This window comes from Acinetobacter sp. S54 (genome assembly GCF_016624945.1).
Lineage (GTDB): Bacteria > Pseudomonadota > Gammaproteobacteria > Pseudomonadales > Moraxellaceae > Acinetobacter.
Genome location: NZ_JACVUI010000001.1, coordinates 499,659 through 516,473, shown reverse-complemented (window position 1 = coordinate 516,473; position 16,815 = coordinate 499,659). Strand labels below are relative to the sequence as shown.

The following is a 16,815-nucleotide window of genomic DNA, read 5'->3' as shown; positions in this document are numbered from 1 at the left end:
TAAGGAACATCAAAATGGCATTTCAAGACCTCGAAGTAGTACATGTGGTGGCAATGGACCAAAAGCAATGCATTGGTAAAGCGAATGCGTTACCGTGGCATATTTCAGCGGATCTAAAACATTTTAAGCAACTCACCCAAGCTGGTGTGGTGATTATGGGACGTAAGACTCTGGAATCGATGGGACGCACTTTGCCCAATCGCATTAACTGGGTGATTACCCGTGATCCAGCTTGGAGTTTTGAAGATACTAAAGTTGCACCCACTATAGAAGCTGCCTTGCAGGGAGCCGCGAAGGATGTTCAACATACTGATAAAAAAACGTTGTTTATTATTGGTGGTGGAGAAATCTTTAAGCAAACGCTTGATATCGCTGACCGTTTAGAACTCACACACGTCGAATTGGATGTTCAGGGAGACACTTTTTATCCTGATATTCCCGATACATTTAACAAAGTAAGCAGTGAACAACATACCGATGACCAAACTGGCATTGTCTTTGAGTTTGCAAGCTATCAAAAATAAAACCAATCGATTAAATAAATTATGCAGAATATTGGAAAAAAAGAATTTTTAACTGCACTGGGCAAAGGAATTGCTCTGACCGCTTTTTCAATATTTGTGATTTTTTCTAGTCTTTGGGTTTGTCTGGCACTCTGGATTCAACAGCCATTTGGATGGCTGATGAGCAGAATGTTGATTGGTATATGGATCGTTTTTGCCTTAAGTATTTTAGGTATTTACATCACCCAGCATTTGATCAGTCGGCGTATTGATATGCTGATTTATATTGTGGGCTTTATTGGCGTATTGATCTGGTATTTTAATATCACACCGCTACAAAATCGCGAGTGGGATCCCGAAGTCGAAAAGATCCTTTCCTATGAGCGCGACGGTGACGTGATCACACTTCACAACATCCGAAATTTTGACTGGAAACCTGATGGCAGCTATACCCCGCGCTGGGAAACTCGTCGTCTGGATTTAAATAAAATTGAAGGTGTACATATTGTGACCTCCTATTGGATGGGGCCTCAAATTGCACATACATTAGTGAGTTTTAATTTCAGCGATCAGCAACCTCTGACTTTTTCTATTGAAATCCGCAAAGAAAAGAATGAAAGTTTTTCTGCAATTGGAGGTTTTTTCCGACAGTTTGAATTAAGTCTAGTCGCAGCAGATGAAAAAGATATTATTTATACGCGCAGTAACGTCCGTAAAGAACAAGTTTATCTTTTCCCTATTAAAATGCCCAATATTCAGGCAAAAGCCCTGTTTAATGAATATTTAAAAACCGTTGATGAACTTCAACAAGAACCGCGTTGGTATAACACTTTGACGAGTAATTGTACAACGCTGGTTTTTGATATGGTGCAAGCGATCAATCCAGATGAATTACCCAAAGATTATCGTTTAATTGCCTCAGGTTATTTACCTAACTATCTCTATGATTTGAAGGTGCTGAGCCATCATTATACTGTGCCTGAATGGTATCAAATGGCCTATATCAATGAACGCGCAGCCGAGTATGAAACATTCAAACATAAAACCAGCGCCAATTTTTCTGCTGTAATCCGCGAAGGTCTGCCACAACCAAACCAGCAACCTTAGTAGATTATGAAGATAATGTGGGACTATACTAAAAATTAACTACACAATTTCACGCTTTTTCACCACCTGCACTGCTTTTTTTTGCTCTTATATCTAACAATTTGAATCAGTTTTATTTAAGGGTTATTTTCATGTTAAAGCAGTGGATGATTTCAACAGGTCTTATTTCTTGTCTTTCTATCACAGGCTGCGCAAACATGGCATCAGCGCCTGTTCAATCTCAACCAAAGTCGAAACCCACTACGCCATCTCAACCAGAAAGTCCTAACCTTTTATATACGCAACGTTGGGTAGCCACTGAGATTAATGGTTTTCAGGTTCAATCTTCTGAAAAAATGCCTCAAATCCAATTTGATCCTTCTTCTAAACGGTTTAGCGGTTCAGATGGCTGCAATCAAATTATGGGCAGTTTTAACACGACAGATGAAAACTTAAGCCTAGGCCAAATAGCCAGCACAAAAATGATGTGTACGGATGCCAATAGCCTGACTGCAACACAATATCAACAAGCACTTGAAAAAGTTGCTCGTTATCGTGCCAGCTCACAATTACTGGTGTTATTTGACCAAAATGGCCAGACACTTATCGCATTTAAAAAAACAGACCAATAAATGCGTTATTCTGACTAGAAACTTTAACCTTATAAATAAATTGTGGTAACACTATAGCGTTAAAATTAAGCAATGAAATGGAGGGATAAACATATGCAACAGGCACTATTTGGTGGAGGTTGTTTCTGGTGCACAGAAGCCGTCTTCCTACAGATTCAGGGTGTAACCAAGGTAGTCAGCGGTTACGCTGGTGGAGATATTCCCAACCCCACCTATGAAGCTGTATGTACAGGTCAAACCAAGCATGCAGAAGTGATTTTAATTGACTTTGATGAACAACAAGTTAGTTATATACAATTGCTTAATGTTTTCTTTGCGACACATGATCCGACCACACTCAACCGCCAAGGTAATGATGTCGGGACACAATATCGTTCAGTCATTTATTCTTATGACGAAACCCAGAAACAGCAAGCCGAACAGTTGATTTCAGAATTAAAACAGGAAGGTTTAAACATCGTTACTGAGCTCAGTCCTGTACCAACCTTTTATCCAGCAGAAGATTATCATCAAAATTTTTATGCCAAGAACCCTTCACAAGGTTATTGTAACTTTGCGATTCCACCTAAATTATCCAAGCTAAGAGGGAAATTTCAGGATTTAGTGAAAATAGATTAATCCAAATTTTGATATAAAAAAAAGCAACTCATTTGAGTTGCTTTTTATTTAGCTCATCGCGGAGTATTTAGTTTTCACTCACGAAAGCAATATCACTGAGTCCGGCTTCACTCGCACGTGACATCACTTGAGCCACTGTATCATAACGTGATTCTTTATCTGCACGTAATTGTACAGTTGGCTTCTGAGCTGATTGACCCGCTTCTTGAAAACGTTTCTGAAGTTCATCCAGTGTAATATTTTCCTGACCCCAAGCAATATCACCATTAGCATTGATACTAATCGTAATTGGCTTATCGGGTGGCGGCTGAATTTCAGCAGTTGTTTTTGGCAAAGTTAATGGCACTGATGGGTTGGCGACCGTCGCTGTGACAAGGAAGATGATCATCAATACCAACATAATGTCAATTAACGGAATGAGGTTCATCTCATTCATGCCACTGTCGTGGTCTTCACCCAATTGAAAAGCCATTAAGCCTGACCTCCAACATAACTTTGTGAAGTAGCTTTCACATCTACTTTTGCTTCTACAGAGTCTTGCAACAACATCGTGTCAATCAATAAGCTATGGGCTTGATCTTGTAAATCATGCGCTAAACCACGATTAAAGCGTACACAAATGTTGTAGGCCAATACCGCTGGAATAGCAACAGCCAAACCCAAACCTGTCATGATCAGTGCTTCACCCACTGGCGTTGCAACCTGAGCCAGACCTGCCTGACCACTTTTGCCAACGGCCACCAAGGCATGGAAAATACCCCACACTGTCCCAAATAAACCCACAAAAGGTGCAATTGATGCAATGGTACCTAATACTGCAACGCCTTTTTCAGCATGGGATTTTTCGGCAGAAATCTGACGAAGCAAAGCTTGTTCAGCTACAGCTTTACGTTGATCAAATGGAAGATGTACAAACTTTGCTTTTAAGCTGGATAATGCTTTAGACAGTTGAGCATAAGCTTGTTGTTTTAATTGGCGTGTTCCCATCAAACGGAGGATGAAAATCGTCCAAGTTGCAATCGACATGACCAAAAGCACAAAATACAGTGTTTTGCTGACTGCATCGGCATGTTGCCAATAAACTGAAAAGTTCATACTCGAACTCCTGAAAATGTTAGCCGTTAGGATTCAATGTTAATTCAAATGGTTGTTCAGCCCGAATCGGGTAAGCCACACCATTTTCTTTATACGGTTTGAATTTTGCACTACGCACAGCGCGTAAAATCTTGTCATCCAATGCAGCAACGCCACTACTACGTGTGACACGTGCATTAGTAATCTTGCCACTCTCATCCGCCTCAATCATCACCACGACAGTACGAGTTTCACCCTGTAGATCGCGATTGGTATAAGATGGACGTGGAGAACGACTCCACTGCACACCTGAACCACCGATAGATACGTTTTTAGGAGATGGATCGCGTTGTGGTTCTGCTGCAGGTTGTGGAGCAGGTTTCGCTTTTTCAACCACTTTTTCAGTGGTTGTAGTGGTCGTCAAAGGCTTCATATCCACCTGAGGTTCCGCTTTGACCACCTCTTTTGGTGTTTCCGCCTTTTTCACCTGCTGCACTTTTTCCACTTTCTTTGGCGGTGGTGCAACTTTTTCTACAACCTTAACCTCTTTTACCTCTTTTTTAGGTTTAGGCTCTTCTTTCTTCGGTTCTGCCTTAGGCTTCGGTGGAAGAGGTGGTGGAGCCTGAATTTTTACGAAACGAACGTTTAATGGTTGTTTATCAATAGGTCTGAGCTCAGGGCTTTTAATGTGACTTACCGCCCATAACACTCCCACATGACCAACCACAACCGCAATAAGTGCAGTGATGATCTTCTTTTTCATCGGATGAGGAGAATTCGGAGGAGTAGAATTCAAAGTTATTGCAGGAGATTGACTCATGTGAATCTAATTACCTTGTTGAAAACCAAATGTCCGTAACTATGTATCGGAACGATTTAGTTCATCGGTTCAAACAATTAAAGTAACGCAATAATAAATGAGAAGTGTTTTCATTTGCAACCATTATTTTATCAATCTGTAACTGATATAAATAAATTTTTATATATTTCAATATGATAAAATCAAAGTTTAGATATAGAAAATTCCTTAAAATAAGTGTTCTATTATCGGAAACATTAATTATGTTATATCATAACAGTAGACGCGCAAAAAAAAAGCATGCGCTAAGGCATACTTTTTTCGATTGCGGTTCGGCTGTTACTGGAAAACGACCGTCTTGTTCCCATCGACGATAATACGATCTTCAAGATGCCATTTTACAGCCCGGGCCAATACATTACGTTCCACATCTTGACCCAATTCTCTTAACTGTTCGACCGTAAAGTCATGGTTGACACGCTCTACATCCTGCTCAATGATTGGTCCCTGATCCAGATCAGCTGTCACATAATGTGCAGTTGCCCCAATCAATTTCACGCCTTTTTCATAGGCTTGTTTATAAGGATTGGCCCCCACAAAAGCGGGTAAAAATGAATGATGGATATTAATCACTTTCATTTCCCAATGTCGTACAAATTCCTCATCCAGAATTTGCATATAACGGGCTAATACCAACAAATCATTTCCCTGCATAAGGTCGTCAATTTTGGCATAGGCTTCACGTTTGTTTTCTTTATTAACAGGTACTACTTCAAAAGGAATACCAAAGTTTTCAACGGCTTCACGTAAATCTTCGTGATTTGACACAACTTTAGTAATCTCACACGGCAAGCCGCCACGTGCATGACGCCATAATAGCTCTAAAAGTGCATGATCCACTTTAGAAACCAAAATACCCACTTTTTTCAGTTCATTTACAAAAGCCAGTCGCCACTGCATGTTATAACGTTCAGCAACATTTGCCGCAAAAGTCTGGATCAAAGTATCTTTACGGCTTTGTAAATGCTCTAACTCAAACTCAACACGCATAAAATAGCGCCCACCCTGAGCTTCTGTCGCGTATTGATCAAGTGCGGTAATATTTGCTCCCTGATGATACAAAAAGCTCGATACAGCTTGCACGATGCCCGGCTTGTCTTCACAAGTGATGAGTAAACGTGCTGTATTGGCGGTGGTCGTGTTCATTTGATTAATATCACTTATAGGTCAATTTAAAAACAAGCCAAGTATTCTAGCGCTTTTTCCGCAGAGACAGAATAGTTTCCTTAAATGGATCAATCGCAGAAACCAAACTGACTAAAAATCACTCTACTTTTGAAGACAAGCTAGCAAAAAGTTCCGAGCTTCCAAAACTTTCCAACAAACTTTCATAAGTTTGACGGCTTTCACCCATCAAATATGGCCCTTCCAGAAAAACCATCTGACGCAAAGCCTGCCAAATCCATTTCTCTTCAAGATGACTGCAATCACTGATATGCCCAGACATGTACAGGAAATTAGTCCAGTTCGTTAATACAATCCATAAGTTGATGACCAAAGCCTCAATTTCTGAATTGGTCATTTTCATAAGACCAGCGTCAACAAAAGCCTGATAAATTTTTTGCCCCTGTTGCATCACCTTCCCGGCAAAACGAGGGTAAATCTTTTTAAAGTCATCATTACTTTCAATTAAATGATAGACATCGCGATGCAAAAAACGATAAGCCCAAAGCTGATTACTGAGTACCTGAAAATAACGAATTTTATCATTGGCATTGACTAGACGGTCATCTGGTAATGCCAGCATCTCTAGTGTTTCATGTTGGTATTGCTCCGCCAGCTCTTTAATAATTTCCTGTTTATTGCGAAAGTGATAATACAAATTACCAGGACTAATGCCCAGTTCAGCCGCAATATGATTCGTTGTGACTGAACGCTCTCCACGCTCATTAAACAATTGCAAGCTGATTTGCAAAATACGATCTTTGGTTTTGACTGTTTTACTGAGAGACATTATTTAATAACCGTATGTAAATTCAAAGAGTTAAAACGCTGACACATAAACCAGCTTGACTATTTAGAGTATTTACTCTAAAAAATATCATATAGAGCAAATTTTAGTTATGGAAGCGTGTCATGAACAGTCAAACAAAAACAATGTCGATGACTCCTCATTCATTCGATACCCAACAGTTAAAGGACTTACTGGAACATCAAAAGTTAGCATATCAACGCTACCCTGTGCCAACCGCAAAAGATCGTATTGATCGTTTAGCTCGGCTTAAACGTGTTTTAGTCAAATATCAGGATCAAATTGCAGATGCAATTAATCGTGATTATGGTAACCGTTCTATCGGTGAAACCAAAATTGGCGAGTTGCTCACCTGTATTGAACAGATTGGTTATTATAGCAAGCATTTAACCGAATGGATGAAGCCATCCAAGCGTCATGTCAGTTTGATTCATCAACCCGCCAAAGCTTGGGTTCAATATCAGCCATTGGGCGTGGTGGGAATTATTACACCGTGGAACTATCCATTGTTACTATCTGTTGGGCCACTGATTTGTGCGCTGGCTGCTGGCAATCATGCCATGATCAAAATTTCAAGCGCTTCGGCATACTTTGGTCAAGTGCTAGAAAATGCCCTTTCAGAAGCCTTCCCACAAGAACTCGTGACTGTTGTAAATGGCGGTGGTGCGATTTCAGATGCATTTAGTCATTTACCTTTCGACAAAATGATTTTTACTGGCTCAACCAACGTCGGTAAAACCGTAATGGCTGCTGCGGCTGAAAATTTGGTTCCTGTCATCTTAGAGCTCGGTGGTAAATCCCCTGCGGTTGTACATCCGTCTATTGATATGAAAGATGCTGCACAGCGCTTAGCGGTAGGTAAGCTTTGGAATGCAGGTCAAACTTGTGTAGCCCCGGATTATTTATTCTTACCTAAAGGTCGTACTGCTGAGTTTATTGAAAACTTTAAAATCATTGTGAAAGGTATGTATCCAGCTTTCCGTGATAATCAAGATTACACCTCTATTATCAATGATAAACAATACAATCGTTTACAAGGTTATTTAGAAGATGCCCGCTCACAAGGCGCCCGTATTATTGAACTCAATCCAGCTCAAGAACAGTTGGATGATATCCGTAAAATTGCACCGACATTACTAACAGGTGTGACCACAGAAATGGAAATTATGAAGAATGAGATCTTCGGTCCAATTCTTCCAATCTTTGAATATGATCAAATTGAAGATGTCATTGAGTTTATTAATCGCCGTCCACGTCCACTTGCGTTATACTACTTCGACTTTGATCAAGCACGTGCCGAGTATCTTGCTGAACGCACACATTCGGGACATTTTGGTCAAAATACTGTATTAACCCATGTTGCACAGGATGACCTTCCATTTGGGGGCGTTGGTGCTTCAGGAATGGGTAAATATCACGGGCCTGAAGGTTTTTTCAATCTATCGCATGAACGTTCCATGATGTCAAATCCTAAGCTATATAGCTTAAAATACATCCTGCCACCATTTAATAAGCCGATTCATCGATTGCTTTATAAAACACTTCTACGCTAGGGTGATCAAGGCATGATCTATCACACCGAATCATGCCGTGTTTTTACCAAATTCGCTTGTCTTTTAATCGTATTTTTGGTATAAAACGCCCCTTGAATAAATTCAATCCGTTTATTTGTATGACTGGCCACAGATTTGCTGTTGGCTAAATCAATGGAGTTCCACCATGTCTAAGGTTTGCCAAGTTACCGGCAAGCGTCCAGTCGTTGGTAACAACGTCTCACACGCCAACAACAAAACCAAGCGCCGGTTCGAGCCGAACCTGCATCACCACCGTTTTTGGTTAGAAAGCGAAAAACGTTTTGTACGTCTTCGTTTAACCACTAAAGGTATGCGTATTATCGACAAATTGGGCATTGAAAAGGTTGTTGCTGATCTTCGTGCTCAAGGTCAAAAGATCTAAGGAGTCCTTGCAATGCGTGACAAGATTCGCCTAGTTTCTTCTGCTGGTACTGGTTATTTCTACACTACCACGAAGAACAAACGTACTATGCCGGAAAAAATGGAAATCAAAAAATTTGATCCAAAAATCCGTCAACACGTCATTTTCAAAGAAGCTAAAATCAAATAATTTTAGATTCTTAAAAAAACGGCTTCAGTTGAAGTCGTTTTTTTTTGCATTTTTTTTACTCAGCTTGTTAAACTTTTCATAATTTTAATATTGGCATTTTTTATGCTTAACGATTAAACCCAATCACTTAAAGGAGTGTTGAGTGCCACATGACGTAGATTTGATTATTTTACTGGCAGTTGGGTTCGGTATAGCCCTCATATTTGGCTATATTGCCGCACGTCTACGCCTACCTCCGCTAATCGGTTATCTTATTGCGGGCATTATTATTAGCCCCAATACACCGGGTGTAGTTGCAGATATGCAATTGGCCAATCAGCTTGCTGAACTTGGTGTCATGTTCCTGATGTTTGGCGTGGGAATGCATTTTTCCCTGAGTGATTTACTTCAAGTACGCCGCATTGCCCTGCCAGGTGCAATTTTACAGATCGCTGTGGCGACCTTGCTTGGAGTTGGAGTTTCAATGTGGTGGGGCTGGAGTTTCGGTTCAGCACTGGTCTTTGGTTTAAGCCTTTCCTGTGCCAGTACTGTGGTCTTACTCAAAGCTTTAGGTGATCGTGGTTTATTAGATTCAGTCAATGGTAAAATTGCAGTAGGCTGGTTGTTGGTCGAAGATCTGGTCATGGTATTGGTGCTGGTTTTGCTTCCTGCTACCGCAGTATTACTTGGTGGAAAAGCATTAGCACATACCACAACTGATCATAATATCTGGATTACCTTAGGCATTACCCTACTAAAGGTTGCGGGTTTTATTGCCTTTATGCTGATTATTGGTAAACGTCTTGTACCAATGATCATGCAATTCGTAGCACGTCTAGGATCACGTGAATTATTTACTCTTACTGTCGTTGCTGCTGCTGTTTCAATTGCCTATGGTTCATATGCCATTTTTGGTGTTTCCATGGCACTAGGTGCTTTCTTTGCAGGCATGGTCGTGAAGGAATCGGACTTTAGCCATCGTGCAGAAGAAGAAACTCTGCCGTTACGTGAAATTTTTTCGATTTTGTTTTTCGTTTCAGTCGGCATGCTATTTGACCCGCGTATTCTGGTTGAGCAGCCTTTACATATTTTGGCAGTGATCGCGATTATTATGATCGGAAAAACCTTGGCTGCCATGGCACTAGTTTTATTCTTCCGTTATCCCATTAATACGGTTCTCACTGTAGGTGCCAGTTTGGCACAAATTGGCGAGTTTTCTTTTATCTTAGCAACACTAGGTGTGTCCCTAGGACTATTGACCTTAGATGCACAAAATCTAATTTTAGCAGGTGCGTTATTTTCCATTACCCTCAATTCATTTGTCTTTTCAGCAATTGAACCTCTTCAGCGTTGGATCCGTGAACGTTCACATTTAGCACGTTTGCTGGAACGTAGTGGTGATCCATTGGCAATGTTGCCAGATGAAGTCGACCAAGACTACTTACGTGATCAAGTGGTCATGGTGGGTTATGGTGAGGTTGGACGACGAATTGCCAAGACCTTGATGGAACAAGATATCCGTGTGGTTATTGCAGAAGAAAATCGTGAGATTGTCGAAAATCTGCGTAAGAAAGGCATTCCAGCTGTTAGTGGTGAAGCCACCGAGCCAAGTGTACTGATTCAGGCACATATCATGCATGCGCGGTTATTGGTGTTGTCACCGATGGATATTATTGATATTCATCGTATTGTTGATATTGCCAAACAGCTTAATCCACGCATCGAAGTACTTTGCTGTGCTGAAAGTCATGAAGAAGCTGAAGTCATTCGTCAGGATAATGTCGGTTTAGTGTTTTATGCTAAAGAGGAAATGGCGAAGAATATGAGTCAACATATTTTGCATCAGATTGAAGTGGCGCATCATCCAATAACAAATGGCCATTAAAATCTAATCAAGAAAACAATAAAAAAAGCGTACTCAGGGTACGCTTTTTTTAGCTTAGATGTTGTGGTTGCTCATCTAACACTTCAGCCTGCCATTGATTCATCTGCTTTTCCAGCAAACCAAATAATGCAGCTTGAATCATATGTTGGGCGACCATTGGGGTTTGATCTCCAAGAAGTGCTTTGACTTCATCATTAAACTGGATTTTTACCAAAGGTTCTTGTTCTGAATCAGCATTTCGCAGTGCCAACTCACCACCTTCAAGTTGAACCAGTTCCAGAATGGCTTCCTGGCTACCAAATAATTCTTTCAACTGTTGAATAGACATAAATCCTCCATGTTCAACATGGTGGCAAAGAGCAACTGCACTTTGCACTGTATGAGATTTATATATAGGAACTCTTGTAGCAGATTTCAAGTTCTCTATAGGAATTGGAGTTAAAATTCGACCATTTCGTTACGAAAGCCATCAATCAAATGGCTTAATTCACGATGCCATTCACGTAGGATCTTGACATCGGGTAACCACGACTGGGGGCCTTGTGTAACCTTAATAATAAGATGAGAAGACGTTTCTTCTTCAGGCGTTGGCTCAGTAGGTTCTGGTGCATATTGACACATACGATAGGCACGTTTAAGTTCAGCAATAAAACCATCTTTAGCTAATTGTTGTAAAACAATCACCTCAGGTGAAACTTGCCCTTTCTCAGCCATTTTATCTTCAATCGATTTAAGTGTCGGTTGCAGATCTGTTAAGCGGTAATAACGTACCAATTCCTGTAAAAAAGCCAGAACCGCACCATGCAAATGAAATACTGCGGTTTCCCGATAAGCCTGTACCTGCTGTACATGTTCAATTTGCTCCGCCTGTTGGCACGCCAAACGCGCAAAATACAACTTTTGATTAGTACGATCGGCATGATAACGAGCAACACGGGACATGATTTTTCCTTAAATGAACTCAAAGAATACTATGACATTAGCTTAACTGGATATGGGGTGACTAAACAACTTTTTCAAATTTATCCCCCTCATTTTAAACAACAATAATCGTTGCAATATAATCAATTTTCAGCCGCTTTCACCCGAATACCGTAGCCTTTCATTTTAAATGTATTTAAACCTTTGATCGCTTTAATTGCCTCACGTGCATGTGGCATTTCTACGAAGCCAAAGCCCTTGGATTTACCTGTAGCTGTATCCATAACCAATACACAGGACTCCACCTGTCCAAAAGGCTGAAACAACTCGAGTAAGTCCTGTTCAGTAATGGAACGTTCGAGATTTCGGACTAGGATTTTCATGATTTAACCTTTTATACAGCGTGAAATACGCATTTAACATTTAAATATCAGACACAGTTTAATCGAGATCGATTCCAAAACTAAATCGTTTCTGTCGAACTTGTGTTTTTTGTGGAAATCTGGGCACCATTTGATGAATTTCTGTCTCTACTAATGCTTGCGGCAAATCATTGAGAAAATAGCTTTCGATTTTACGGCCCTGTTCATCATATTGATCCTGCGCCCAAGTATTGTAATTTTGCTTGGTGATAATCAACTCATTTTCAGCACGAGTCAATGCAACATAGAGTACACGTCGCTCCTCTTCTACTTCATCAAAATCGCCCTGCGCGCGGGCGTGTGGATAAGAATTAGGGGAAACATGTGGCACATAACAAACTTTTTGTTCAGCACCTTTGGCAGAGTGAATCGTGATTAGCGTGACTAGATCCTGATCACCTGATCGCTCAATTTCCGAAACAGAAATTGGTTCAAGCACATACTCTTCTAAAAACTCGGATAATGCACCATGTTTACGACCCAATTGCTTGACCAGATCAAAATCCTTGACCCGTCGTGACCAGTCCTGTGTTTTATAATTTTGCTCTAATTGTTCCGACAAAGCTTCTAGTGCTAAAGCAATTGAAGCTTCAACATGCTGCTGCAATACATCAAGCTGTTTTAAAATTAAAATCGCTTGGGTTGCTACTTTACCGTGGCGCTCGAGACGTTCACAACGCGCCTCGATATCTGGTAAAGCAATCAACTCGTGTGCCAGTTTACTTGCGCCTACATCGCCCACTCCATTCCAGAGAGTTAAGAATCGCATCCATGCAATATCATCCTGTGGGTTAATGACCACTCGCAACATACTCAGTACATCTTTCACATGGGCAGATTCGAGTAACTTCACCCCCCCAATAAAACGATAGGGAATATTGCTTGAGATAAAAGCACCCTCTAGATAACGTGCCGAAAATCCAGAGCGAACCAATAGCATGTGCTCACTCCAGTTCGCCCCCTGTTGCTGACGTGCCATCAAATCCTGAGCAATCCAATTGGCTTCTTCAAATTCATTATTAAAAATATGCAATTGAGGTTTTAAACCTTGTCCCCGATGAGCTTTAAGCTGCTTATTATATTGAATAGGACTATGGGCCAAAAGCCAGTTAGAAATATCCAGAATTTCCTGTGTAGAACGATAATTCTCTTCAAGAGTCAGCACTTTGGCATCTGGAATTCGTTCCTTGAAATGATGAATATTCTCAAAATCGGCGCCCCGAAATCCATAAATTGATTGGGCATCATCTCCGACACAGAACAGGCTAACATGCTCAATTAAAGGCTGCAAAATTGCCCATTGCAGTGGGTTTGTATCCTGCATTTCATCCACCAAAAGCACTTTACAAAATTTAGTCACCCAATGCACCAGCTCAGGCGAATTTTGCAAATTGACAGCAACAATGGCCAAAATATCGTCATAATCCAGAAAATGGCGTTCCTGTTTCCGAGCTTCATAGGTTTGCATAAGTTCAGCAATCTGAGCTTTATATTGCATTGCATCGGGCAATTGTTTGATCAAGGCATCGGATAATTTTGACTGCGTATTACGCGCATAAGAATACACATCACAAAGCTGGGCAGCTTTGGGCAAAACATTGTCTTTATCTTTACCGCGCAATAATCGGAACATCAACATTTGATCATCCCGATCAATAATCGTGAACTGTCCAAGACCAAAGGCTTGAGGATTGCGACGCAATAAATACATGCAGAAAGTGTGAAATGTTGAAGCGCGCAAACCTTTTGCAGGGGCTCCCAAATGTTGCTCAACCCGAGTCACGATTTCACTGGCAGCACGACGCGTAAATGTCAAAATCTGAATCTGATCAGCTAAAGTCCCTGTATGAATTAAATGAGCAGCACGTGCAACGATGGTTTTAGTTTTACCACAGCCAGCGCCTGCCAATACCAGACAATGCTGTGCATCCGTCGTAGCAGCATGATGTTGCTGTGGGTTTAATTCACCAATTAACTGCTCAAAACTCATAAGGCCAAATATATAAGGGAATAGACGTTAGTGTAGCAGAGTCTATTCCCTTACAGTTAAATCTGAATTTTACCTTGTTCTGATAAAATTTAAGATGCCGTTGAGGAACTATTTGGTAAATGCTTGATAGCAGAGGCTAGAGTCAAATAATTCACCCCCTGAAATAGGATATCCACTGCCAAAAATAAACCAAGCACCCAAAATGGCGCATCGGGAGACATCAAAATTAGTATACCCGTGATAAAAGTCAGAATTCCTGAAAATAATGTCCAGCCCCAGCCCGGAATCGGCTTTAAAATAAAGGCATTTACAGTACGAAAAATGCCTGCAATAACCAGAAAAATGGCCAAAAGATTGGTCAGCACGATCGCCGTAGTAATCGGAGTTTTAAATGCATAATAGCCTGCCAATAAATAGAGTATCCCAAACAACGCCCATAGCCAGCGACTGCCTCCCTCAAAAAATTTAAAAGCAGCAATAAGATGCAATACGCCTCCCACCATCATCAAGGCACCAAAAACTAAAATCACTGAATAGGTGGCGATAGAGAGAGAACCCAGCAAAATAATGCCAAAAATGACCAATAAAATGCCAAATAACAGATACCATTTTCGCTGTTGATGTAGCTCATTTCTTATTAAGTCATTGCCCACTGTTTTCATAATTAGTCTCGTTATAATGAACACTGGTTTATATTGAGCAGATTATGTGCATATGTCTGTATAAAAACTGCGTCCGAATAACCTTTTATTTTGTGGATATGGCTGAACTTATCCACAGACACTCCAACATGTGCTTTCGATCAGGGTTTAATGCAGATACTGAACCTGATTACGACCCTGAGATTTCGCAACATACAGTAATTCATCTGCCGATTTTAAAAATGTCATTGCATCCAAATAAGACTGCCCCGTATCCAGTGTGTTGACGCCAATACTCACCGTCACTTTGGAGAAAATATTTTCTGCTTTACTTGGAATATTGAGTTCAAAAATCAGACAGCGACATTTTTCTGCCATTTGAATAGCATCCTGTAAACCGGTTTCAGGCAAAAGCACCACAAATTCTTCTCCGCCAAAACGTGCTACAAAATCAGAGGCACGGCTGAACATATCTCTCAACTGCGCAGCAATGGTCATCAAACATACATCTCCCTGCAAATGGCCATAGCGATCATTGTAATCTTTAAAAAAATCGACATCGATAAACAATACTGATAAGGGACGTTGATAACGCAATGAGCGATTAAATTCATATTCAATGCGTTCACTCAAAGCTTTATGATTTGCAACACCTGTCAATGAATCCAGTAATAATAATTCCTGATTTTTTTGATTAAGTGATTCCAACTCTAATTCCAGTTTTTTGCGTTCTGAAATATCGAACATAAAACCTGTAATGGCGACCGTTTCTCCTTGTTCTATTTGTGCATAGACCACATCACGAATCCAGATGTAATCACCATTTGGTCGTAAGGCCCGATAATCAGCCTCATGGTCAGTACCTAAATTGGATAAATTTACACAATAAGACACCGTTTTTTCGCGGTCTTCTTCATGAATACGATCAATCCAGTCTTGTGCTGTTTTCCAACTTTCCTGTGGCCATCCCAACACTGATTCAATTTGAGGGCCAATATAACTAAACTCTTTGGTTCGCCAGTCAATTTTCCACGGAATAGCGCGTGTAGATTCCAGTAGCGTTTTATAAAATTGATAATCTTGACAATCGATCATATCTGCCCCCGATGTCTGTTTTAATACTATGAATAATTGATGAAGTCGTATGGAGGTTTATATTGTTTTTAAATGTGATTTAAATCACGTTTAACTTATATGTTTAAATTAGCAGTCTTCACTCGAAAAAGTCAATATCTATTTAAAAACATCAATTTATATACAAATAAAATGAAAAATAATGTTTTTAATCTTTTAATTCAGCGAAGACTTTAATTTATTTTGCCCAACCTATTTCCTGCGCGGTTAAGGTATTTATTATGGTTTGGTTTAAGTATTCTGGCATTTTATTTTCATGATCTGAAACAGGAATTTTCCCTGCCATCAATTCCGCCTGTTTTTGTGGATAACGGGGTTGTTGCTCAGGACTGGCATAACCAATCGGATAGAGCGGCTGACCTGTGTGTAAGTCATATTTATCTGTAGCACCAAAAGCATGCAATAATTCATGCGTCAGCACAATATTATTCTGTGAATTTTGCTTGTTTGAGGCAAATAAATTTACCGATCCAATTCGACCCTTTTCTAAAGCAGTGGAATGTTTAAGCTCATTTACATAGTGAGGATCATAATAATTTAAATATAAAGTCACAGACGCTGAATGATCTTCTGATTGACTCTGTTGCCAGGCATAAAACCGAAATTTAAGACTCCACCACATGACTTTTAAAATGGAAGGATCAGTAGGGACTTTGGGGGGTTGTTTATCTAACGACCGTCCAAGTTTGATAATGACCGCTATCGGTTGCCTATAAGCCGCAGACTGTTGTTCTAAATATGTTTTTACTTCCTCAAACTGTGAAGGTTGTAAATGTTGAATATACTGCCCTGTGGAGAGTTGGCCATCTGCATTAATCGGATGTAACAGCACCACAATAGGTCGATTCCAGTTTTGATTTTGGTCACGCCAATTGTTGACAAGTACCACCAATAGAATCAGCAATAAGATAGAGATACGAATCTTTTTCCACATTTTGCCGTTCCTCTCGATAGTTGCCATAGAATGAAAAATGC

20 protein-coding genes are annotated in these 16,815 nt (G+C 40.3%); 8 read left to right on the top strand and 12 right to left on the bottom strand.

From position 1 onward, the window contains the following. Window positions 1-14 precede the first annotated feature (14 nt). From IAE20_RS02295 to msrA, 4 genes are all read left to right on the top strand, one after another. Complete coding sequence (locus IAE20_RS02295; RefSeq protein ID WP_200481519.1) at window positions 15-524, top strand: dihydrofolate reductase; 510 nt, start codon at window positions 15-17, stop codon at window positions 522-524. A 21-nt stretch (window positions 525-545) separates the two neighbouring features. Continuing rightward, window positions 546-1,610, top strand: a complete 1,065-nt coding sequence (locus tag IAE20_RS02290) for a DUF4105 domain-containing protein (protein ID WP_200481520.1) — start codon at window positions 546-548, stop codon at window positions 1,608-1,610. A gap of 197 nt (window positions 1,611-1,807) precedes the next feature. After that, the gene (locus IAE20_RS02285) at window positions 1,808-2,221 is read left to right on the top strand and encodes an META domain-containing protein (protein WP_227610810.1); all 414 of its coding nucleotides are present in this window, start codon (window positions 1,808-1,810) and stop codon (window positions 2,219-2,221) included. Between the two features lie 93 nt (window positions 2,222-2,314). After that, window positions 2,315-2,839 carry a peptide-methionine (S)-S-oxide reductase MsrA gene (gene msrA / locus IAE20_RS02280; RefSeq protein ID WP_200481522.1) on the top strand — a complete coding sequence of 175 codons (525 nt, stop codon included), beginning with the start codon at window positions 2,315-2,317 and terminating at the stop codon, window positions 2,837-2,839. A 67-nt stretch (window positions 2,840-2,906) separates the two neighbouring features. Here the strand turns inward: msrA and IAE20_RS02275 are convergent, their stop codons facing one another. From IAE20_RS02275 to IAE20_RS02255, 5 genes are all read right to left on the bottom strand, one after another. After that, window positions 2,907-3,311, bottom strand: coding sequence for an ExbD/TolR family protein (locus tag IAE20_RS02275; RefSeq protein WP_200459298.1), 405 nt, complete (start codon window positions 3,309-3,311; stop codon window positions 2,907-2,909). Further along, window positions 3,311-3,934: a MotA/TolQ/ExbB proton channel family protein gene (locus IAE20_RS02270; RefSeq protein WP_200481523.1), complete on the bottom strand. Its 624-nt coding sequence runs from the start codon at window positions 3,932-3,934 to the stop codon at window positions 3,311-3,313. The genes IAE20_RS02275 and IAE20_RS02270 overlap by 1 nt, the downstream gene beginning before the upstream one ends. A 19-nt stretch (window positions 3,935-3,953) precedes the next feature. Further along, the gene (locus tag IAE20_RS02265) at window positions 3,954-4,733 is read right to left on the bottom strand and encodes an energy transducer TonB (RefSeq protein ID WP_200481524.1); all 780 of its coding nucleotides are present in this window, start codon (window positions 4,731-4,733) and stop codon (window positions 3,954-3,956) included. Between the two features lie 318 nt (window positions 4,734-5,051). Then, entirely contained in the window at window positions 5,052-5,918 is an 867-nt protein-coding gene (gene purU / locus IAE20_RS02260) for a formyltetrahydrofolate deformylase (protein ID WP_200459295.1), read from the bottom strand. A 118-nt stretch (window positions 5,919-6,036) separates the two neighbouring features. Further along, window positions 6,037-6,726 (bottom strand): TetR/AcrR family transcriptional regulator, encoded by a 690-nt coding sequence (locus IAE20_RS02255; protein WP_200459294.1) that lies wholly within the window; start codon window positions 6,724-6,726, stop codon window positions 6,037-6,039. A 122-nt stretch (window positions 6,727-6,848) separates the two neighbouring features. Between IAE20_RS02255 and IAE20_RS02250 the strand changes: the two genes are divergently transcribed. The 4 genes from IAE20_RS02250 (at window position 6,849) to IAE20_RS02235 (ending at window position 10,732) form a co-directional block, all read left to right on the top strand. Further along, complete coding sequence (locus IAE20_RS02250) at window positions 6,849-8,297, top strand: coniferyl aldehyde dehydrogenase (RefSeq protein WP_200481525.1); 1,449 nt, start codon at window positions 6,849-6,851, stop codon at window positions 8,295-8,297. A 166-nt stretch (window positions 8,298-8,463) separates the two neighbouring features. Beyond that, window positions 8,464-8,700 (top strand): 50S ribosomal protein L28, encoded by a 237-nt coding sequence (rpmB, locus tag IAE20_RS02245; protein WP_000048256.1) that lies wholly within the window; start codon window positions 8,464-8,466, stop codon window positions 8,698-8,700. Window positions 8,701-8,712: 12 nt separating this feature from the next. Next, entirely contained in the window at window positions 8,713-8,868 is a 156-nt protein-coding gene (rpmG, locus tag IAE20_RS02240) for a 50S ribosomal protein L33 (RefSeq protein ID WP_001205031.1), read from the top strand. Window positions 8,869-9,010: 142 nt separating this feature from the next. After that, on the top strand, window positions 9,011-10,732 hold the full coding sequence (locus tag IAE20_RS02235) for a cation:proton antiporter (protein ID WP_200481526.1): 1,722 nt from the start codon (window positions 9,011-9,013) through the stop codon (window positions 10,730-10,732). 49 nt (window positions 10,733-10,781) lie between these two features. Here IAE20_RS02235 and IAE20_RS02230 read toward each other — a convergent pair whose 3' ends face one another. From IAE20_RS02230 to IAE20_RS02200, 7 genes are all read right to left on the bottom strand, one after another. Beyond that, a complete protein-coding gene (locus IAE20_RS02230) occupies window positions 10,782-11,060 on the bottom strand; it encodes a hypothetical protein (protein ID WP_200459291.1) in 279 nt (92 codons plus the stop codon). 110 nt (window positions 11,061-11,170) lie between these two features. Then, window positions 11,171-11,674, bottom strand: a complete 504-nt coding sequence (locus IAE20_RS02225) for a DUF6586 family protein (RefSeq protein ID WP_200459290.1) — start codon at window positions 11,672-11,674, stop codon at window positions 11,171-11,173. Window positions 11,675-11,796: 122 nt separating this feature from the next. Further along, a complete protein-coding gene (locus tag IAE20_RS02220; RefSeq protein ID WP_200459289.1) occupies window positions 11,797-12,036 on the bottom strand; it encodes an RNA recognition motif domain-containing protein in 240 nt (79 codons plus the stop codon). A gap of 58 nt (window positions 12,037-12,094) precedes the next feature. Further along, window positions 12,095-14,065, bottom strand: a complete 1,971-nt coding sequence (locus IAE20_RS02215) for an ATP-dependent helicase (protein ID WP_200481527.1) — start codon at window positions 14,063-14,065, stop codon at window positions 12,095-12,097. 89 nt (window positions 14,066-14,154) lie between these two features. Then, the gene (locus IAE20_RS02210; RefSeq protein WP_200459287.1) at window positions 14,155-14,727 is read right to left on the bottom strand and encodes an HdeD family acid-resistance protein; all 573 of its coding nucleotides are present in this window, start codon (window positions 14,725-14,727) and stop codon (window positions 14,155-14,157) included. A gap of 147 nt (window positions 14,728-14,874) precedes the next feature. Next, window positions 14,875-15,801: a sensor domain-containing diguanylate cyclase gene (locus IAE20_RS02205; protein ID WP_200459286.1), complete on the bottom strand. Its 927-nt coding sequence runs from the start codon at window positions 15,799-15,801 to the stop codon at window positions 14,875-14,877. A gap of 217 nt (window positions 15,802-16,018) precedes the next feature. Next, window positions 16,019-16,774, bottom strand: a complete 756-nt coding sequence (locus IAE20_RS02200) for a hypothetical protein (RefSeq protein WP_200481528.1) — start codon at window positions 16,772-16,774, stop codon at window positions 16,019-16,021. Between the last annotated feature and the right edge of the window lie 41 nt (window positions 16,775-16,815).

Bases quoted from the DNA above. Each gene is read 5' to 3' on its own strand.
- IAE20_RS02275 (WP_200459298.1), bottom strand. From the start codon at position 3,311: ATGGCTTTTCAATTGGGTGAAGACCACGACAGTGGCATGAATGAGATG.
- rpmB (WP_000048256.1), top strand. From the start codon at position 8,464: ATGTCTAAGGTTTGCCAAGTTACCGGCAAGCGTCCAGTCGTTGGTAAC.
- IAE20_RS02285 (WP_227610810.1), top strand. From the start codon at position 1,808: ATGGCATCAGCGCCTGTTCAATCTCAACCAAAGTCGAAACCCACTACG.
- purU (WP_200459295.1), bottom strand. From the start codon at position 5,918: ATGAACACGACCACCGCCAATACAGCACGTTTACTCATCACTTGTGAA.
- rpmG (WP_001205031.1), top strand. From the start codon at position 8,713: ATGCGTGACAAGATTCGCCTAGTTTCTTCTGCTGGTACTGGTTATTTC.
- IAE20_RS02215 (WP_200481527.1), bottom strand. From the start codon at position 14,065: ATGAGTTTTGAGCAGTTAATTGGTGAATTAAACCCACAGCAACATCAT.
- IAE20_RS02200 (WP_200481528.1), bottom strand. From the start codon at position 16,774: ATGTGGAAAAAGATTCGTATCTCTATCTTATTGCTGATTCTATTGGTG.
- IAE20_RS02295 (WP_200481519.1), top strand. From the start codon at position 15: ATGGCATTTCAAGACCTCGAAGTAGTACATGTGGTGGCAATGGACCAA.
- IAE20_RS02225 (WP_200459290.1), bottom strand. From the start codon at position 11,674: ATGTCCCGTGTTGCTCGTTATCATGCCGATCGTACTAATCAAAAGTTG.
- IAE20_RS02250 (WP_200481525.1), top strand. From the start codon at position 6,849: ATGAACAGTCAAACAAAAACAATGTCGATGACTCCTCATTCATTCGAT.
- IAE20_RS02270 (WP_200481523.1), bottom strand. From the start codon at position 3,934: ATGAACTTTTCAGTTTATTGGCAACATGCCGATGCAGTCAGCAAAACA.
- IAE20_RS02205 (WP_200459286.1), bottom strand. From the start codon at position 15,801: ATGATCGATTGTCAAGATTATCAATTTTATAAAACGCTACTGGAATCT.
- IAE20_RS02210 (WP_200459287.1), bottom strand. From the start codon at position 14,727: ATGAAAACAGTGGGCAATGACTTAATAAGAAATGAGCTACATCAACAG.
- IAE20_RS02220 (WP_200459289.1), bottom strand. From the start codon at position 12,036: ATGAAAATCCTAGTCCGAAATCTCGAACGTTCCATTACTGAACAGGAC.
- IAE20_RS02255 (WP_200459294.1), bottom strand. From the start codon at position 6,726: ATGTCTCTCAGTAAAACAGTCAAAACCAAAGATCGTATTTTGCAAATC.
- msrA (WP_200481522.1), top strand. From the start codon at position 2,315: ATGCAACAGGCACTATTTGGTGGAGGTTGTTTCTGGTGCACAGAAGCC.
- IAE20_RS02230 (WP_200459291.1), bottom strand. From the start codon at position 11,060: ATGTCTATTCAACAGTTGAAAGAATTATTTGGTAGCCAGGAAGCCATT.
- IAE20_RS02265 (WP_200481524.1), bottom strand. From the start codon at position 4,733: ATGAGTCAATCTCCTGCAATAACTTTGAATTCTACTCCTCCGAATTCT.
- IAE20_RS02290 (WP_200481520.1), top strand. From the start codon at position 546: ATGCAGAATATTGGAAAAAAAGAATTTTTAACTGCACTGGGCAAAGGA.